Source organism: Parablautia muri (assembly GCF_009917485.1).
GTDB classification, from domain to species: domain Bacteria; phylum Bacillota; class Clostridia; order Lachnospirales; family Lachnospiraceae; genus Suilimivivens; species Suilimivivens muri.
In genome coordinates this window covers 1-15,692 of sequence record NZ_QZDT01000023.1, presented here as the reverse complement: position 1 = coordinate 15,692, position 15,692 = coordinate 1, and the positions used below count along the sequence as shown (strand labels likewise).

Genomic DNA, 15,692 nt, shown 5'->3' with positions numbered 1-15,692 from the left:
TAATTGCGGCTTTTCACTTTTCTCTTTTTTCTGATTCTTTCGGCTTTTCACTTTCAGGAGCAAAATTATATATAATTTTAATTTTATGTTCTTCATAAACCTTAATTTCCTGCAGCATGACCATTACAGTGTTCCGGTCAAGGCATCCGGCTTCTTTTGTCTCCAGCAGATGCTTGATCCAAGGCGCTTCGGAAATATCCCTGCATTCCTTTTCGTCTTCCTCCTTCAGATATGCCAATTGTTTTTCCAAGAATTCCTCTTTCTTCATATAATCTTGTCTGTAAACAATAAATTCATCCCTAGAAATCAATTCTTCGCAGTAGTCTTCATAGACAGCCTTTTTTCGCTTACGGACTCTGTCAAGTTCAGATAAAGCTCTCGCCAGTTCTTTCTTTTTTTCATACTCCCTCTCTATACCTGCTCTCTCAGCTATTTGTTTTTCCACTAATTCCTTTAAATTATCCATATTTTGGAAGATTGATTTTAAATCCTCCAATAAGATATCTTCCAAAGCCTGATGTGATATCGTATGCGGCGTACAATGCCTGCTACCGCAGCGCACATATGTCCCACAGCAATAACGAACGTTTTTCCCACTCTTTTTTACCAGCGCTCTCCCACAGTCACTACACTTTAAAAAGCCTGCGAAAATCGAAGGAACCGTATTTAAATCAAGGGTTCGCGTCCTACACTTTAAAAGCTTCTGTACCTTTTCCCAGGTTTCCTGATCAATAACCGCTTCATGCGTCCCTTTTACAATAAGCCAGTCCTTTTTTTCCTGCGCCTTAGCCCTGCTCCGCATTTGCTGCTTTTTTCTTCCCTGAACCATATTTCCTATATATATTTCATTTTGAAGAATGCGATTAACCGTTGAATAAGTCCAGTAAGAAGTACTATCAAGACGGTTAGAATTTCTGTACCTGTCTCCCTTTAGGTTTTTATATTCAGATGGGCACAGGACCTGATCATGATTTAAAATATTGGCAATGCTGTTTTTTCCATAACCCTTTAGATACATTTCGAAAATTCTTCTTACAACTTTGGCCGCATATGTATCAATCACAAGTTTATTTTTATCAGTCGGTGATTTCTGGTAGCCATAGGATGCAAATGCTCCTATAAATTCACCAGCTTTTTGCTTCGTCAAAATTGCAGCATGAATTTTCCCTGAGATATCTCTCGCGTACTGTTCGTTAAAAATGTTTTTTATCGGCAGCAGCATATCATATGCCTGTTCATAACTGTCTATATGATCTGTAATAGAAATAAATCGGACATTCTTATCCGGAAAATACCGTTCCAAATATCTTCCGGTATCAATATAGTCACGTCCAAACCTTGACAAGTCTTTTACAATCACACAGTTTATCTTTCCCCTTTCAATATCATCAATCATCCGCTCAAATGCAGGACGATTATAGTTTGTTCCCGTAAAGCCATCATCTACATAGATATTGTACAGTGCAAACTCCTTTTTTTCTTTCATGTAATCGGTAATGAGTTTCTTTTGATTTCCTATACTATCGCTTTCCGCTTTATCCCCGTCTTCCCTTGACAGCCTAATATACCATGCTGCCTGAAATGAGATACTTTCTTTCAGATTAACCATCTCCCCGCAAAATCTATTTCTCACAACAGTATACGAAATACGGCTTGTACAGTATGTCCGGCTATTATGCTAAAAACTGAATGAAACAATCTTCCAACAAAAGGAAGATTTGTTACTTTTCAAAGGCCAGCCAATAAACAGCTTGGAAAAAACAAATATTCCAAAAGGAACCCTTGGAAAAACGTCACGCATTTATGCGTGTGCGCTTAGGTAAGGTCCTTTCGAACCTAGCGTCTGTTACGTTTTTACAGAGCGAAAGCGCGGTGACGCTGGAGTATTTGTTTTTTCCAAGCGTCCTCTGGCTACCGTGTAAAAGTAACGAAGATTCTACAATTCATTTTTCATTGCTTGTCATTTATTTCACTATATGATATTATTAGATTTACTTTTTATAAATGCGCAATTTCAAAAAATTGCACATAATTTACTCCCGAATTCACAAGTTGAGGAAAATCAACATGAAAAAAGAAACTTTACAGAGAATCATTCTACTTATTACTCCCTTTGCCCTGGCTACAATTGGATTTTGCAGCTACTACATAGCACCTCATGTTGTCATCAATGAAATTTGCAGCAATAATTTTGCAGCCAAGCAAAATGAAGCCGGCGAGTATCCTGATTGTATAGAATTATATAATCCAAGTAAAAAAAGTGTTTCTCTAAACGGCTGTTTTCTTACCGATGATGAAAAAGAACCGGAAAAATATCCTTTAGACGGTATCTCAATCCCTGCAAAAGGATATGCTCTGGTTTGGCTGGACAATGACTCTCCATTTCGCATTTCTAAAGAAGGGGAAAAGCTTTTCCTGACAGATTCTACCAAAGGTACCTATCTCGATCAAGTGATTGTTCCCCAACTTTCTTACGATACCAGTTACGGACGGATACACGATGGAAAAGAAAAATGGTCTGTCATGGATACTACTCTTGGCAGCACCAACGAACAGGCGCTTCTTCTCCCAGCCGTTTCTCTGGATGAACCCATTTTTGAAGTAACAAGTGGATTTTATGATGAAGCTTTTGCACTTCATTTATATTCTCCAAATGGAGAGAAAATATATTATACCCTAGATGGCAGTGAACCTTGTGCAGATTCCCCTGTTTACAAAGAACCACTTTGGATTGCGGACAACACCTCGCAGGAAAATCAATATGCCAGCCGAACCGATTTGACTCCTACAAGGGATTACACGCCCGATTTTCCGGTAGATAAAGCCGTGGTGGTACGTGCAGCCTGTTATAATCCTATTACAAACAAAATAAGCGACATTGTTACGGAAACTTATTTTATAGGCTATCATACTAAACCGGAATATGAGCAAATGGCTATTTTGTCACTGACCGTGGATTCAAAAGATTTATTTGATCCCCAGACCGGTATTTACGGAAATGGTGCGGCATATGAAGAATACATGGCAAACGGCGGTATGGCAGACGGAAAGGTTCTTGACAGCTATACGGATTTTAACGGGGATGAATGTTATCTTTACATGGCTTCCAATGCTTTTCATGATGGAAAAGAGTGGGAAAGGGAAGCAGCCATATCTTACTTTGATGAGAATCATTCTTGCCTCTTTACCCAAAACGTTGGCATCCGCATTTCCGGAAATTCAACTCGCAGCAATCCGCAAAAATCATTGAACATTTTTGCAAGAGATATTTATGATGATATTCAACTGTTTCCATGTGATTTTTTTGATAATGACATGGAATATTCATCCATCAAAATACGAAATGGCGGGGGAAATTCCTACGGATTGAAATTTTTGGATGCTTTTTTAGAAACTATCGCGAGCCAGCGAAATATTTCCACCCAAAGTTCAAAACCCTGTGTGGTTTTTTTAAATGGAGAATATTGGGGAATCTATAATCTTCGTGAAAGGTATAACGTTGAGTATCTTGCCACCCACTATAACTTAAATGCCGACAATATAATGTTAATCAAAGCTGGCAACGCAATCTCTCTCCCTGAAGAAACAATGGCTTCCTATCAATATATGCTCAGTGTGGTAACGGAATGTGATCTTATGTATGATGACACTTATGCTCTTGCCTGTGAGCTGGTGGACATCCAAAGCCTGATTGATTATTGCTGTATTAATCTTTATCTGGATAATCAGGATGTGGCTTTTGGATACAATACTGCCTTATGGCGTACCACTCAGGAAGGCACGCCTTATAGTGATGGGAAATGGCGCTTTATGCTTTATGATTTAGATGAATGTGTCCACTCAGATAGTAACAACCTTGAAAATATCGGGAATCAGATGGCTATCCATCCGCTGCTGAATGAACCGGTCGTAAAAAGTCTTTTGGATAATGAAAGTTTCCGCAGACAATTTTGTATGTCCTTTATGGATATTGCAAATACTACTTTTTCTTATAAAAGTATTCACACCATGTTGGATGAATGGAGTAATCTTTATGAGTCTCAAACTGTAAAGGACCATCAACGTTTTTATGATCCTGCATATGACTCTCAACAATTTCACGAAGAAGCAGCGCAGATAGATGATTTTTTTGCCGGACGCTTCGCTTTCGCCATGGAAGATTTGGCGGAAACTTTTTCTCTGACAGGAGAGCTTACCCATGTAACCATAAACGTAATTTCCCCGGAAGGAGGTACAGTTACTGTCAACACTGCCACTTTGGAAGACTGCAGCGTATGGGATGGTTACTATTACAGCGATTTTCCCATTTCTGTGTCTGCTAACCCTAAAGAGGGCTGGCATTTTGTCGGCTGGAAAGGGGATGTTTCAGGCTTAGATAAAGATCTGACCGTTACGCTTGATGGCGGCGATGTTTCCATACAGGCTGTCTTTGAAAAAAATGAATACCCAAGTATCGCTTGCGATATACCACAATAGGCTTTGCCTATTGTATACAGGAGGCTAGTGTGAAAAATAAATTTTTCACACAACAAATTTGTGCTTTCGCCCAAATTTGAGGGCACTGGCAAGAATGGGGGATTAATATGAAAATGTACCGGGTAGAAGACAAATTCTGCTGTACTGTTCAGGAAATGTATCAGTTACAGCAACGATTAGACACTGTACTCCAGGTAGATGATAATGAAAATTCTGCTGAAGGTTACCATATAATCAGCTTATATTTTGATGATTTGGAGGATACTTGCCTTAAGACTGCTATAGATGGCTGCCGCAGCCGTCGTAAGTACCGCATTCGAATTTACAACAATTCCCTTGCCTGCATTAAACTTGAAATCAAGGAAAAGCAGGACAATAGAATATTTAAGCTGTCCAAATATATCTCTCCGGAAGAAATGAACAGCTTAATATGCGGTCAATGCATTCCGTCTTCTTTCTCTATGGATGATCCGGCCTTTTTGTTTAACCTGGCAATACAAACGCAGGTTCTCCGCCCAAAAGTAATTGTTGCCTATGAACGGAAAGCATATATTTACGGTCCCGGCAATGTTCGCATTACATTTGATCGAAATGTACGAACCAGCTCACAGACATCAAATTTTGGAATGCAAAACCTATCCTATACGCCTGTGCGTGGACAAGATTCCGTGCTTGAAATAAAATATGATGAATTCATGCCCAAATTCATATTACAGTTATTAGAGCTTAACTCTCTGCAACAGACCGCTTATTCCAAATATTGTTTATGTCGGGCAAATTTGCTTTTATAGCTACCTTTAATCCGTTACCAATGCCGTAAATATTTCAAAAGAGGAGGATAAAAATATGTCAGTAAAAGATGTTATCAAAAACAGTGTCTATGAAACCTTAGGCGGCGGGACCACCATGACTGCCCAAACGGTTATGATCATTTTGGTTTTTGCCTGCTTAATAGGTGTCTATATTTTTCTCATTTACAAGCTATCCAGCAAAACAGCCTTCTATTCAAAGGATCTAAATACCACAATTGCAGGAATGCCCGTTCTTATCGCTGCCATCATGATTGCCATGCAGTCGAATCTTTTGGTCTCCCTGGGAATGGTAGGCGCACTATCCATTGTCAGGTTCCGAAATGCATTAAAAAACCCTTTAGACCTGCTCTACTTGTTTTGGGCAATCAGCAGCGGAATTATTGTAGGTGTTGGTCTTTATACCTTGTCCCTCGTTCTGGCCTTCATTATGACAATCCTTTTGTTCCTGATAGATAAAATTCCAAATGCAAAAGCGTCAGATCTTTTGGTCCTTAGAGGTGCCCAGGAAGGTCTTGACGGCACAATTCTATATGATGTTATTCATAAACATTGTAAATATTACAAGGAAAAAGCAAGATCTACCAAGAACAATGAGACTGAATTTATTATTGAAATCAATACGAAAGAAAAGGAGCTCTTACTCCAGGCATTAAATGATTTGGAATTTTTCACTCAGGTAAATTGCATCTCCCATGATGGAGAATACCGAGTTTAAGCTTATTTGTTACCACAACTTACCGCCCCCATGTCCCGCATCAATTACCACACAAATATTCCTTTCATTTTTCACCTGCATGGAATCCACATAAGCGGCTCCTTCCCTTGCCACCACAAACATGGAAACCATCAAAATTCCTACCATCACAAGCTTTAAGATTCTATTTTGATTGTCTGTCATGTTACGCCACCATTTATCTTAGATTTCTCTAAAATGTATGAAAAATAAGCCGCAGGTATACCCTACGGCTTATCCTTATCTCTTTAAAAAATCTCCCAAAACTCTTTACGGCATTTATCAGACGGACATTCCATATGGTTTGCAATCTGACAATTGGCAGTTAACGGCTCAGATACGCTCCAATCACATCCCATATTTCCGCTTTCTCATACCCAAGGCGCCAGCTTGCCACTCCGCCAATGTTATAGTTATCCATAATATTCAGCTTAACCTCTATAGAGCGCTCATCCTCCAGCCATACCTGATACAGGCTTCCGCCCTCCGTATACTCTCCATAATTCTGACAGGTTTCCTCGTTCCATTCCGTCTGAATGTTATGTGCACGCACATATTCCTCCGCCATATCCATTCCTACCGCCTGGCTGCTGAGCGATCCATCCTTTGTCTCCCAAATCCTGGTATAAAAGGGAATTGCATTGATGACCTTGTTAGAAGGTACCTGTTCCACGGTCTTAGCAATACCCTCCTCCACAAAATCAATAGAGGCTACACTGCCAGCCTCCGGGCTTCCTGCATAATGCTCATCATAGCCCATGATAATCACATAATCTGCAACCACCCCCTGCTCCTGCCTGTCATAATGGTCATTATATCCTCTCGGTACATAATTGTCCACCGAAAGCACAATGCCATTCGCCCTGCAGGGTATGGATAACTCTCTTATAAATTGAATATAATGCTCTCCGCAATCCGTGCTGATCTGCTCAAAGTCCACGTTAATTCCATCCAGCCCATAGGTAAATACCATATCCATCAGGCCATCAATCAGCTTAGCCCGCTTTGTTGTGGAGGAAAGGAGCGCATACATATCAATACTGTCTCTATAGGCAATATTTTCCACCAGTCCCCATACCTCGAGCCCCTTATTGTGAGCCTTGTCCACATATGCCTGACTTGCAAAGCTGGTAAAGTTCCCCTCACTATCACTCAACATAAACCAGGTAGGCGATATCACATTCAGTCCCTTCGTGTCAGCCGTCATTTCATCGAGCGTATCATTCCCCTCCACGCCGCCTATCACATGCCATCCCAGGTTAATTTTGTAATCCCTAGTTATGCTGGTATATTCCGGTTCCACGTAATCGGTAACCGCTAAAGGCGTTTCACTTCTAGGCTCCTCCAGCCGCTTATTCTCCACATATCCAATGATTGCATCCCGTGTCTTAACCTTGCTCCAGGTCTCCATCTGTTCAAGAATAATAAGCGTATCGCCTTTTTGGGCATCTGCAAGGATTTCACTCTTTACACCGCCAAGCACTCTCACAGCAGTGTCTTTTTTGACATCCGCCACCTGTTTTTCTTCCCAGACCGTGTAAATCTGCAGGCGGTTAGGCTCTGCAAATCCTTCATAGGAAAAATTCGTATAACGCTTCACATAATCCAACGCCACATAAAGAGTCTCACCCTCATACCTTGCCGGTACATAGGGAAGTGTTTCCGCCCCGTTTTGATCTGTCACCTCATTACTTCCTATGGCCGTGCGAATAATAGCATCAGGAACTGTATACAGTAAAATTCCCTCCCCCTTATCCTCATAAAAACGGTCGTTGAAATAAGTGTGGATCGTATTTAAATCCAAATAATAGACACCATCAAAAAGGGCTGCCCGCTCCTCAATGATTTCGTCCTGCAGCACAATTGCCACATCCGTATCTCCCCCCATATCAAAATAAACATTCAAATCTGCACGTTCTTTTGTATAGGAATATTTTTCTAGCAGCATCGCCCCAATACTTATCCCTGCTATTACTATAATAAGGACGATTGCTATTAAAACAGGCACTATTTTTTTCTTCATCCTGTAACCTCCAATCGCCCTATATTATAGCAGACTATTCCCACACCGTCATTATCAATTTTGACTTTTTCCAACATTTTACTTCTGCAGGAGGGTAGTAAAACTAAAATTATTTTATAAGGGGCTTTCTGTTATCTAATCTTTTCTTCCCCGCCTGCGCTTTAGATAGGGGGCATCATTCGTGGAAATCCTGTCATATCTAATCTCCGTCACTTTTCCATGCTCATCCGTCACATAGTCCGGCATGTAAATCGTATCCTCATTTACACAATTTTTTATAATATAATCCGTAGTGGACGGAACACCATTTAAATACAATTTGACACCGTTCTTTTCCATGCCTTCAAGCCGTTCTTTCAGAGAGCTGGAATTACTTTTATTTTCCGAAGTCATTTTTTCTCCCACAGATTTCAAGATACAATTTTTGACAATTTCCAAAAGGACTCCGTGATATGTCGTGTCAAAGGGATAAATTAATCTTGAAACCGTTATAGTTTTTTTATTAATGACGATAATAGAAACAGGTAAGACGCCGGATACGTATCTAAAATTGGTTACCGCTGCGAATTTCCAATAGGGGTGAATTATAACAGATGAAAATCTATAGAAATATTCGCGACAAGCACAAAGCCTGCTAGACATCCCTTCCTTAAGCTCAAATTCCGGCATTTTCCAAAGTTCAGGCTTCCCTGTCTTTACGCATTGCTTTGGAAATAAAAGCCAGTTTAATATAGAAGGGGATAGATAGCGCCAGCCTGCGCATTCTCACATAAGGGATCTGCATGGGCCGGACTTTTCTTGATTTAATTTGCTTAGATTCGTATAAATAAAATGTACTTTTCATGCCTCCTCCCGATACAATATTTATCCGGAAGCATCTTACAAGAAAAATTATAGTACTAATTACCAATTTTTACAAGTGGTTTTATAATTATTTTATTTATTTTTAACAATTTGGGTTTAAAATATAAAAATGGAGCTTGTTTATTAAATTTTTTTAAACTGTTTTTTTGCCCTATTGACTTAAATTCGCACAAAGTATAATATAATTTTAAGTGACTGTGAGTGTCACCAAACGGCAGGATAACAGTATCTTAATAGTGAGGATGTGATAAAAATGAAAATAGAAAAAGTTAACGATCATCAGATTCGCTGTACTCTTACCAGAGAAGACTTAGCGGACAGAGAGTTAAAACTCAGCGAACTTGCTTACGGTACCGAAAAGGCCAAAGATTTGTTCCGCGATATGATGCAGCAGGCATCCTTTGAATTTGGATTTGAAGCGGAAGACATTCCCTTGATGATAGAAGCGATTCCTTTAAATTCCGAGTGTATCGTCCTGATTATCACGAAAGTGGAAGATCCCGATGAGCTTGACACCCGTTTTTCAAAGTTTGCCCCGTCTGTCCATGAGGAAGACAGTACCTTAGACGATGTTCTTGACACCATAGCTGAGGGCGCGGATGATGTCCTTGATTTATTCAGGAAGATTCAAAACAGCAAAACAGCGCCCAATGCCTCGGCAGAAAATACTCCTCAGGCGGATCAAGCAAATCAGGAAGTGGAAAACGCGAAACGCTCCTTTAAAAATGCCCTCCAAAAGAAGCTCTCCGATACGGCAGTTTCCATGGAGCTTACAAGAATCTATACCTTTAGATCCCTTCGGGAAATTACTGACCTTGCACATGTTCTATCCGGTTTTTACAATGGCGTAAATTCCTTATATAAGCAGAAGGACAACACCTATATACTTGTACTCTCTAAAAGTACACATACCCCTGTTGAATTTAATAAGGTATGCAATATTCTTTCTGAGTATGGTTCCTGCATCAAATCTGTGCCTGCATCAGAGGCCTATCTGGAAGAACATTTTGAACCGATTGTTAAAAATACCGCGTTACAGTCTTTATCTTGTATATAAAACTAAATACTATTATTCTACAAAAAAGAACTGCTTATGCAGTTCTTTTTGTCCTTTAGCCGGATGGAAACAGGTTTTCCGGACACACCGCGGCCTTATGTGCCGCCTTTTCTGTTTCAGATTTTTCATAAGAATTGGATCAAGAGGAGGTATAATCGCTTAGAAAGCAGAGCTTCGAGAGAATTACTGCAACTGCCGGGTACCATACCATGGCATCAAATGATTTTCCCGCAAGCCTGTATATTTCATTATGGGTATAAAAATCCTTGCTGCCGGAAAGTCTAAGCGGCATAAAATTAGCAAATGCATGATTGACTTCAAAACTGATCATCTTCTCCATGATAAGAAGCAATATCCAGTAAAAGCTGACTATTACAACTCCTGTCATAATCCTCTCCATCAGAATCGAAATCAGGATTGTCATGGAAACCACAAAAATAAGTGCGATATAGCCACGGCTGCAATTCCAAACAAACTGCTTTGCATATGTGATATGGAATACAGAAAAAAAGTATCTTCGCTGCTCTATATATACTCACCACCTCCTGAAAATCCAAAGGGAATCATTTTCACAAAAAAATAGAACATAACTGCTGCAAAATATAGTACGCTGCCCACTCCAAAAGCCGTGGTGATTCTCGCTAGATCAAGTCTCTTTTTTCCATTTTTTGTGGACTGGACAAGTTCCTTCATCTTACTCTGTGCATCATCAGCAAAGAGCGGCATAATCATAATGGATATCATGATTAAACTAAGAGGTATAAAGCTGCCCATATCACGGTTCAAATTCTTCCATCCTTCCGAGAACCCTACCCTTAATTCGGTAAGTTCTTCTGCTTTCTTCATAAACCTCTCTTTTTCACTTTCCGTATAATTAAAATTGATGCTTTCATCCAGCCTCCGTTTTATCGTCCTTATGCGGTTCTCAAAAAATGAATTGATTTCCTCATCCGCTTGCCACAAACCCATCCCTGTCCCACAATTCATAGCGCTTTACCGCTTGATAGCTGCTCCTCACTGACAATATAAGGACAACAGCATCGTAAAGTTTGCAAATACCAAAGCGCCAAACAGACCGCCAGACCCATGACCATTACACATACCACCATTGCTGTAAAAAATTTCTTATTCCTCATTTCCCTTTTCCTCTTTTTCTATCAAGAATTTTCTTCCACAATTCTATATTTGCTTTCCTCCCATTACCTTTTTCCAAACTATTTCCTGTCCATAAAATATGATACAAAAACACCCGGACAGGATAGATACTATCCTAAACGGGTGCTGTGTTATTTTTTCGTTATAGATGTGTTATTGTTGTAAAATTTTTTAATCCGTCAATATTTCCCCCTTTCTCCCACATGGGGCGGTGCTTGGTTTACGGTTACATTTATGCTGAAAAGGGGCGATTGTATTTTGAAATACCATAGCCCCTCTAAGCACCATTAAAAATATATTTCTTTGATTTTCAATGCCCTTAGATTATGGCTCGATGTTTTTATTAAATTGGAAATACGTTACTGCAAAATACAAGACATATATCCCAAGAAAACTAACGAATGAAATACCAAAATATAATATCCATTCTGTGTGGATTCCTGTGTATATCACAAATTGCCGTCCAACATACAATATAAATACCGCACTGATAATAACCGAAAGGATAACCGGGCATAAGTAGTATAAAAACAGTTGTTTTGCCACTACATTTCTGATTTTTTTCTTTCCCATTCCCAGTTTGTTCAAAATCTGATAGCGGAATTTGTATTTATTGGAATCACTTAACTGCTGGACGGAAAGGACAGTAAACGCAACGCATAAAAATACCAGTCCTATATAAAATAGCGGAAATGACAAGGTACTCATTAAAAACTTTAGTTCCAAGACTTCCCGGCTCTTAACCTGTATTGTGGCAGGCATTAAAAAAAGTTCCTCACTTCCGATTTTTATATAATCAGCCAATTCATCATACCCTCTTATTTTTCCGGCTGATTCATACAGACTTTCTGATAAATTTTCCGGCACATTTCCGCTTGCCATAACTGCCATAAGTGAAAAATATTTTTTCATTCCTGCAAGTTTTTTATCCGGCACAACCAGTAAAAAATCCGTTCCATTATGTCCGTTCTGTGCAAAACCCTCAGTCATAAATCCTGCAAAATCCAGCCCTATATGTAAACTGTTCTGGGGCTTTTCGTTCCTGTCTTTAATCTCCTGATATACACGGTTCGGCATATGGATTAAATATTGGTTATCCTGCAAGGCAACTGGTGTTAGCCCAAGCATTTTCCGTAAACTGTTATAATCGGTGATTCCCATATATACATCATAATCGTAATAAGCGGCGGCTTTTCTTCCCTCTGCCATAGCCGGATCGCTGTCCTTATCGGAAAATAACCTTAAATTCTGATACAGATAATCAACCATTTCACTTGTTCCGTTTTGATAGACACAATATTTCAGCATCGCCCGTGGAACGGTATTTTCATTTATCAGTGTTTCTTCTTTGGCAAAATCGTTTTCTGTATTGTCACTGATTAAAATAATATCAAAGGGATACTCCACATTTAATTGCTTGTTTTGATAATCACTTAGCATAAATGCAAGTGAACTTCCTACTAAAGCAAACATAAATAACAGGCTTAGTGTTCCCAATACAAAACACGTATTCCGCATTTTAGAGGAAAACTGACGAATTAAAAACAAACAGTCTTTTTTATAAATCAAGCTCCCTTTGCTTTTTATATATTTCATCAAAAAAGCCGAAAGCCCTAAATAGAAAAAGTAAAATGTAAAGGCAAGCCCAATCATTTCAAATACTGCCGCCCATTTTGTTATCCTTCCGGTAAAAATGAGAAAATACAAAAACAATACATTTCCTATGGAAAGATAGAATAACCATTTCCATATAGCATTTCTTTTCTCGTTTACTGTTTCATTCTGCCTGTCCATGTTAAGTAGACTTATGATTTCCATATTGGAGAATTTCTTCTTATTCCGAAAAAGGGCAATCATAAAACACGCCCCATATAGGATAATTGTCAATAAGATGCTTCCTGCTGATATTTCTATATTTACCCTGTAATTTTTCCCGATACTTTTATAAAAAACATAAAATAATATCTGCTGTAACCCGCTCCCCAAAAGCAATCCGGCAAAAAGAGCAGATGTTCCAAGATAGAAATTTTCTTTCATGTAAAGGGCTGCAATCTGCTTTTTCTTCATTCCCGATAATAAGTAAATCGCAAATTCCCGGCTTCTTTTTTCTAAAATAAAACGTGTCATATAGTTTATCAGCCATGCAACAATAATAAGGATTGCCACTGTGGAAACTGCCATAAATGTAACTAACATTGTTCCTGCCGTAGAAAGCTCCCCGTTGTTTCCAAAATGAATCATTTCGTAAATATCCTTTGAAAACAGCAAAGAATGAAAGGAAAAAGTGAGGGCTGTTATCATACACAAGGTTAGAAAGTAATTCAGATAATCTTTCCACAGCCTGCGGGCATTTCGTAATGCAAGTTTATTCAGCATAAATATCATCACCCCCGATTTTGGACTGCATATCAAGAATACGGTTTAAATACTCTTTTTTACCCATATTTTCCCGCTCCAATTCAGAGCATATCTTACCGTCATTTAAAAACAAAATCTTTTCACAATAACAGGCTGAAAACACATCATGCGTTACCATTAAAATCGTTGCGCCTAATTCCCTGTTCATAATCTGTAAAGTATGAAGAAGCATAGCAGACGAGTTTGAATCCAGTGCCCCCGTTGGTTCATCAGCAAGAATCAGTTTGGGATTATTGACAAGTGCCCTCGCACAAGCCGCCCGCTGTTTTTGTCCGCCGGACACTTCATACGGGAATTTGCTTAAAATGTCGCAGATATGTAAAGTTTCTGATATACTCTTTACTCTGCTTTCAATTTCTTCTTTCAAACGAGCTTTGCTCGTTTTATGCCTACAAAGAGCCATAGGGAGCATGATATTTTCTTCAATACTCAATGTATCCAGCAGGTTATAATCTTGAAAGACAAATCCAAGGTTTTCCTGCCGGAAATCTGATAATTCCTCCTCGGTCATTTGGGAAATATCAGCCATGTCATAAAGAACCTGCCCGCCGGACATTCTGTCTATGGTAGACAAAATATTTAATATGGTCGTTTTTCCCGAACCGGAAGCACCCATGATTCCAATAAAAGCCCCCTTATCTACATAGAAACTTACATTGTCAACAGCGGTAACTTTTATATTTCCCGTGCCATAATTCTTTACAAGGTTTTTAACCTCAATAAAATGGTTTCTCGCCATAATATCCCACCATTCCTTTCTTCTGCTTAAATATTGGATTCTAATAAATCAGATATTTTTTTCATTCTGATTTCGGAGCAGTATGGAATAAGACCAGTAAATTCCTATACAAAAAAATGTGATAAAGCTGCCAATACCGCTTAAAATCATGGAGAAAGTAATGCAAAACAGAATATCCATATATTTCATACTCTCAAATACAGGAAGCCCTAGGCCGCTGCCAACAGCTACAAATATCAAAAGACCAAGCGCAATACCTCCAACCAACATTTTCTTCATTTTAAGAAATTCTTCCTGTATTTCCTTTCGCACTTCCTCCGCAAATACAAGTTCCTTTTTCCGAAGAACCCTATACGGATTTTGTTTCAACGCAATGTAGATCACAACAGCAAGTAAGAGCATAATAGATATGGTTGTAAGTATTGGCGCAACACTGGAAGCAAAAAAGTAATGTTCCGTGGAAGTATAAGATACTGAATTACAGCCTAACGCAATTCCACACGCCGTAGCCAACAGCAAAAATTTTCTTTTGTAATAGAACAGAAAGCCATTTGCTGTTTCCCTGCTTACATAAAATTCTTTCGTTTCTTCCTGTAATTTTTTTTCATTATCTGAACCAATCGCTCTGTCATCAAGCAATAGGTCATCTAATTTCACTTGAAATATTTTGCTGATTAAGATTATCTTTTCTGTTTCGGGATAACCATTGTTATTTTCCCATTTACTTACTGCCTGTCTGCTTGTGTTTAATTTTTCTGCCAGTGCTTCCTGTGAAAGTCCTTGTGACTTCCGTAGCTTATACAGCTTTTCTCCGAATGTCATATTTTTTCCTCCTTGTTCTCGCCCATAGTAGCATAATGGCTCAAAATGTCTATCATTCAACTCTGGCAATTCCGCAACTTTAAGTTGCTATTGGTTATTTTCTCCCATAAGCAGCAACAAAAGTCTGCCTAAAATAATAATTTAGTACTATATCCGACAAATTGAAACAAATAATATAAAAAAAGAAATATGAAGAAGGGAGTGGGATTCCGCCGTAGTCGGCATTGCTGGTAATGTGTATAACTGGCTGTCTTATGGAATTGTGGGTAACTCTGTTTACAGGACGTGGTAAAGCTGCACTTTAGCTTTTCCATGTGCTGTGAACAGGGTTGCCCATGATTCCATAGCCTGTTATGCACATTACGCCCAATGCCGACTGCGGCGGAATCCCACCCATTCCTTCCTACTTTATTATATAAATATAAAAAAATTCTTGTAAACAAGACCATATTCCTGTAATATAATCTACAAATCCGAGCGGGTAGGAGGCTACCCATTAGTTGTGTTGCCGCCCATTTATTCTGGCTTCAAATAAATCTGATTGATTGTCACAGAATTAACCGATATAATGACATCAGCATAGAGAAAGAGAA

15 protein-coding genes are annotated in these 15,692 nt (G+C 39.0%); 4 read left to right on the top strand and 11 right to left on the bottom strand.

Translation table 11 applies throughout. The annotated features are described in order from the left end of the window. Window positions 1-13: 13 nt before the first annotated feature. Window positions 14-1,609 (bottom strand): recombinase family protein, encoded by a 1,596-nt coding sequence (locus D5281_RS14045; RefSeq protein WP_160560766.1) that lies wholly within the window; start codon window positions 1,607-1,609, stop codon window positions 14-16. Between the two features lie 458 nt (window positions 1,610-2,067). Here D5281_RS14045 and D5281_RS14040 point away from each other — a divergent pair, with 458 nt between their 5' ends. The 3 genes from D5281_RS14040 to D5281_RS14030 all read left to right on the top strand — a co-directional run bounded on the left by D5281_RS14040 (window position 2,068) and on the right by D5281_RS14030 (window position 6,003). Beyond that, the gene (locus tag D5281_RS14040; protein ID WP_160560765.1) at window positions 2,068-4,476 is read left to right on the top strand and encodes a CotH kinase family protein; all 2,409 of its coding nucleotides are present in this window, start codon (window positions 2,068-2,070) and stop codon (window positions 4,474-4,476) included. 107 nt (window positions 4,477-4,583) lie between these two features. After that, a complete protein-coding gene (locus D5281_RS14035) occupies window positions 4,584-5,267 on the top strand; it encodes a polyphosphate polymerase domain-containing protein (RefSeq protein WP_160560764.1) in 684 nt (227 codons plus the stop codon). Between the two features lie 55 nt (window positions 5,268-5,322). Beyond that, complete coding sequence (locus D5281_RS14030) at window positions 5,323-6,003, top strand: DUF4956 domain-containing protein (RefSeq protein ID WP_160560763.1); 681 nt, start codon at window positions 5,323-5,325, stop codon at window positions 6,001-6,003. 9 nt (window positions 6,004-6,012) lie between these two features. On the opposite strand, the gene D5281_RS14025 is transcribed toward D5281_RS14030, so the two are convergent. From D5281_RS14025 to D5281_RS14010, 4 genes are all read right to left on the bottom strand, one after another. Next, a complete protein-coding gene (locus D5281_RS14025; RefSeq protein WP_160560762.1) occupies window positions 6,013-6,186 on the bottom strand; it encodes a hypothetical protein in 174 nt (57 codons plus the stop codon). A 160-nt stretch (window positions 6,187-6,346) separates the two neighbouring features. Then, the gene (locus D5281_RS14020) at window positions 6,347-8,044 is read right to left on the bottom strand and encodes a glycosyl hydrolase family 18 protein (protein WP_160560761.1); all 1,698 of its coding nucleotides are present in this window, start codon (window positions 8,042-8,044) and stop codon (window positions 6,347-6,349) included. Between the two features lie 135 nt (window positions 8,045-8,179). Beyond that, window positions 8,180-8,482, bottom strand: a complete 303-nt coding sequence (locus D5281_RS14015; protein ID WP_160560760.1) for a hypothetical protein — start codon at window positions 8,480-8,482, stop codon at window positions 8,180-8,182. A gap of 241 nt (window positions 8,483-8,723) precedes the next feature. Further along, a complete protein-coding gene (locus D5281_RS14010) occupies window positions 8,724-8,888 on the bottom strand; it encodes a hypothetical protein (RefSeq protein ID WP_160560759.1) in 165 nt (54 codons plus the stop codon). Between the two features lie 273 nt (window positions 8,889-9,161). Between D5281_RS14010 and D5281_RS14005 the strand changes: the two genes are divergently transcribed. Next, entirely contained in the window at window positions 9,162-9,965 is an 804-nt protein-coding gene (locus D5281_RS14005) for an adaptor protein MecA (RefSeq protein WP_160560758.1), read from the top strand. A gap of 139 nt (window positions 9,966-10,104) precedes the next feature. On the opposite strand, the gene D5281_RS14000 is transcribed toward D5281_RS14005, so the two are convergent. From D5281_RS14000 to D5281_RS13975, 6 genes are all read right to left on the bottom strand, one after another. Further along, window positions 10,105-10,353, bottom strand: a complete 249-nt coding sequence (locus D5281_RS14000; RefSeq protein WP_160560757.1) for a hypothetical protein — start codon at window positions 10,351-10,353, stop codon at window positions 10,105-10,107. A 137-nt stretch (window positions 10,354-10,490) separates the two neighbouring features. Beyond that, window positions 10,491-10,952, bottom strand: a complete 462-nt coding sequence (locus D5281_RS13995; protein ID WP_160560756.1) for a hypothetical protein — start codon at window positions 10,950-10,952, stop codon at window positions 10,491-10,493. Further along, entirely contained in the window at window positions 10,949-11,101 is a 153-nt protein-coding gene (locus D5281_RS13990; protein WP_160560755.1) for a hypothetical protein, read from the bottom strand. The genes D5281_RS13995 and D5281_RS13990 overlap by 4 nt, the downstream gene beginning before the upstream one ends. A gap of 343 nt (window positions 11,102-11,444) precedes the next feature. Beyond that, a complete protein-coding gene (locus tag D5281_RS13985) occupies window positions 11,445-13,496 on the bottom strand; it encodes an FtsX-like permease family protein (protein WP_160560754.1) in 2,052 nt (683 codons plus the stop codon). Continuing rightward, window positions 13,486-14,277: an ABC transporter ATP-binding protein gene (locus D5281_RS13980; protein WP_160560753.1), complete on the bottom strand. Its 792-nt coding sequence runs from the start codon at window positions 14,275-14,277 to the stop codon at window positions 13,486-13,488. The genes D5281_RS13985 and D5281_RS13980 overlap by 11 nt, the downstream gene beginning before the upstream one ends. Window positions 14,278-14,325: 48 nt before the next feature. Next, complete coding sequence (locus D5281_RS13975) at window positions 14,326-15,099, bottom strand: helix-turn-helix domain-containing protein (RefSeq protein ID WP_160560752.1); 774 nt, start codon at window positions 15,097-15,099, stop codon at window positions 14,326-14,328. Between the last annotated feature and the right edge of the window lie 593 nt (window positions 15,100-15,692).

Coding starts and splice junctions, on each gene's coding strand:
- D5281_RS14045 (WP_160560766.1), bottom strand. CDS start 1,609: ATGGTTAATCTGAAAGAAAGTATCTCATTTCAGGCAGCATGGTATATT.
- D5281_RS14040 (WP_160560765.1), top strand. CDS start 2,068: ATGAAAAAAGAAACTTTACAGAGAATCATTCTACTTATTACTCCCTTT.
- D5281_RS14035 (WP_160560764.1), top strand. CDS start 4,584: ATGAAAATGTACCGGGTAGAAGACAAATTCTGCTGTACTGTTCAGGAA.
- D5281_RS14030 (WP_160560763.1), top strand. CDS start 5,323: ATGTCAGTAAAAGATGTTATCAAAAACAGTGTCTATGAAACCTTAGGC.
- D5281_RS14025 (WP_160560762.1), bottom strand. CDS start 6,186: ATGACAGACAATCAAAATAGAATCTTAAAGCTTGTGATGGTAGGAATT.
- D5281_RS14020 (WP_160560761.1), bottom strand. CDS start 8,044: ATGAAGAAAAAAATAGTGCCTGTTTTAATAGCAATCGTCCTTATTATA.
- D5281_RS14010 (WP_160560759.1), bottom strand. CDS start 8,888: ATGAAAAGTACATTTTATTTATACGAATCTAAGCAAATTAAATCAAGA.
- D5281_RS14005 (WP_160560758.1), top strand. CDS start 9,162: ATGAAAATAGAAAAAGTTAACGATCATCAGATTCGCTGTACTCTTACC.
- D5281_RS14000 (WP_160560757.1), bottom strand. CDS start 10,353: ATGACAGGAGTTGTAATAGTCAGCTTTTACTGGATATTGCTTCTTATC.
- D5281_RS13995 (WP_160560756.1), bottom strand. CDS start 10,952: ATGAATTGTGGGACAGGGATGGGTTTGTGGCAAGCGGATGAGGAAATC.
- D5281_RS13990 (WP_160560755.1), bottom strand. CDS start 11,101: ATGAGGAATAAGAAATTTTTTACAGCAATGGTGGTATGTGTAATGGTC.
- D5281_RS13985 (WP_160560754.1), bottom strand. CDS start 13,496: ATGCTGAATAAACTTGCATTACGAAATGCCCGCAGGCTGTGGAAAGAT.
- D5281_RS13980 (WP_160560753.1), bottom strand. CDS start 14,277: ATGGCGAGAAACCATTTTATTGAGGTTAAAAACCTTGTAAAGAATTAT.
- D5281_RS13975 (WP_160560752.1), bottom strand. CDS start 15,099: ATGACATTCGGAGAAAAGCTGTATAAGCTACGGAAGTCACAAGGACTT.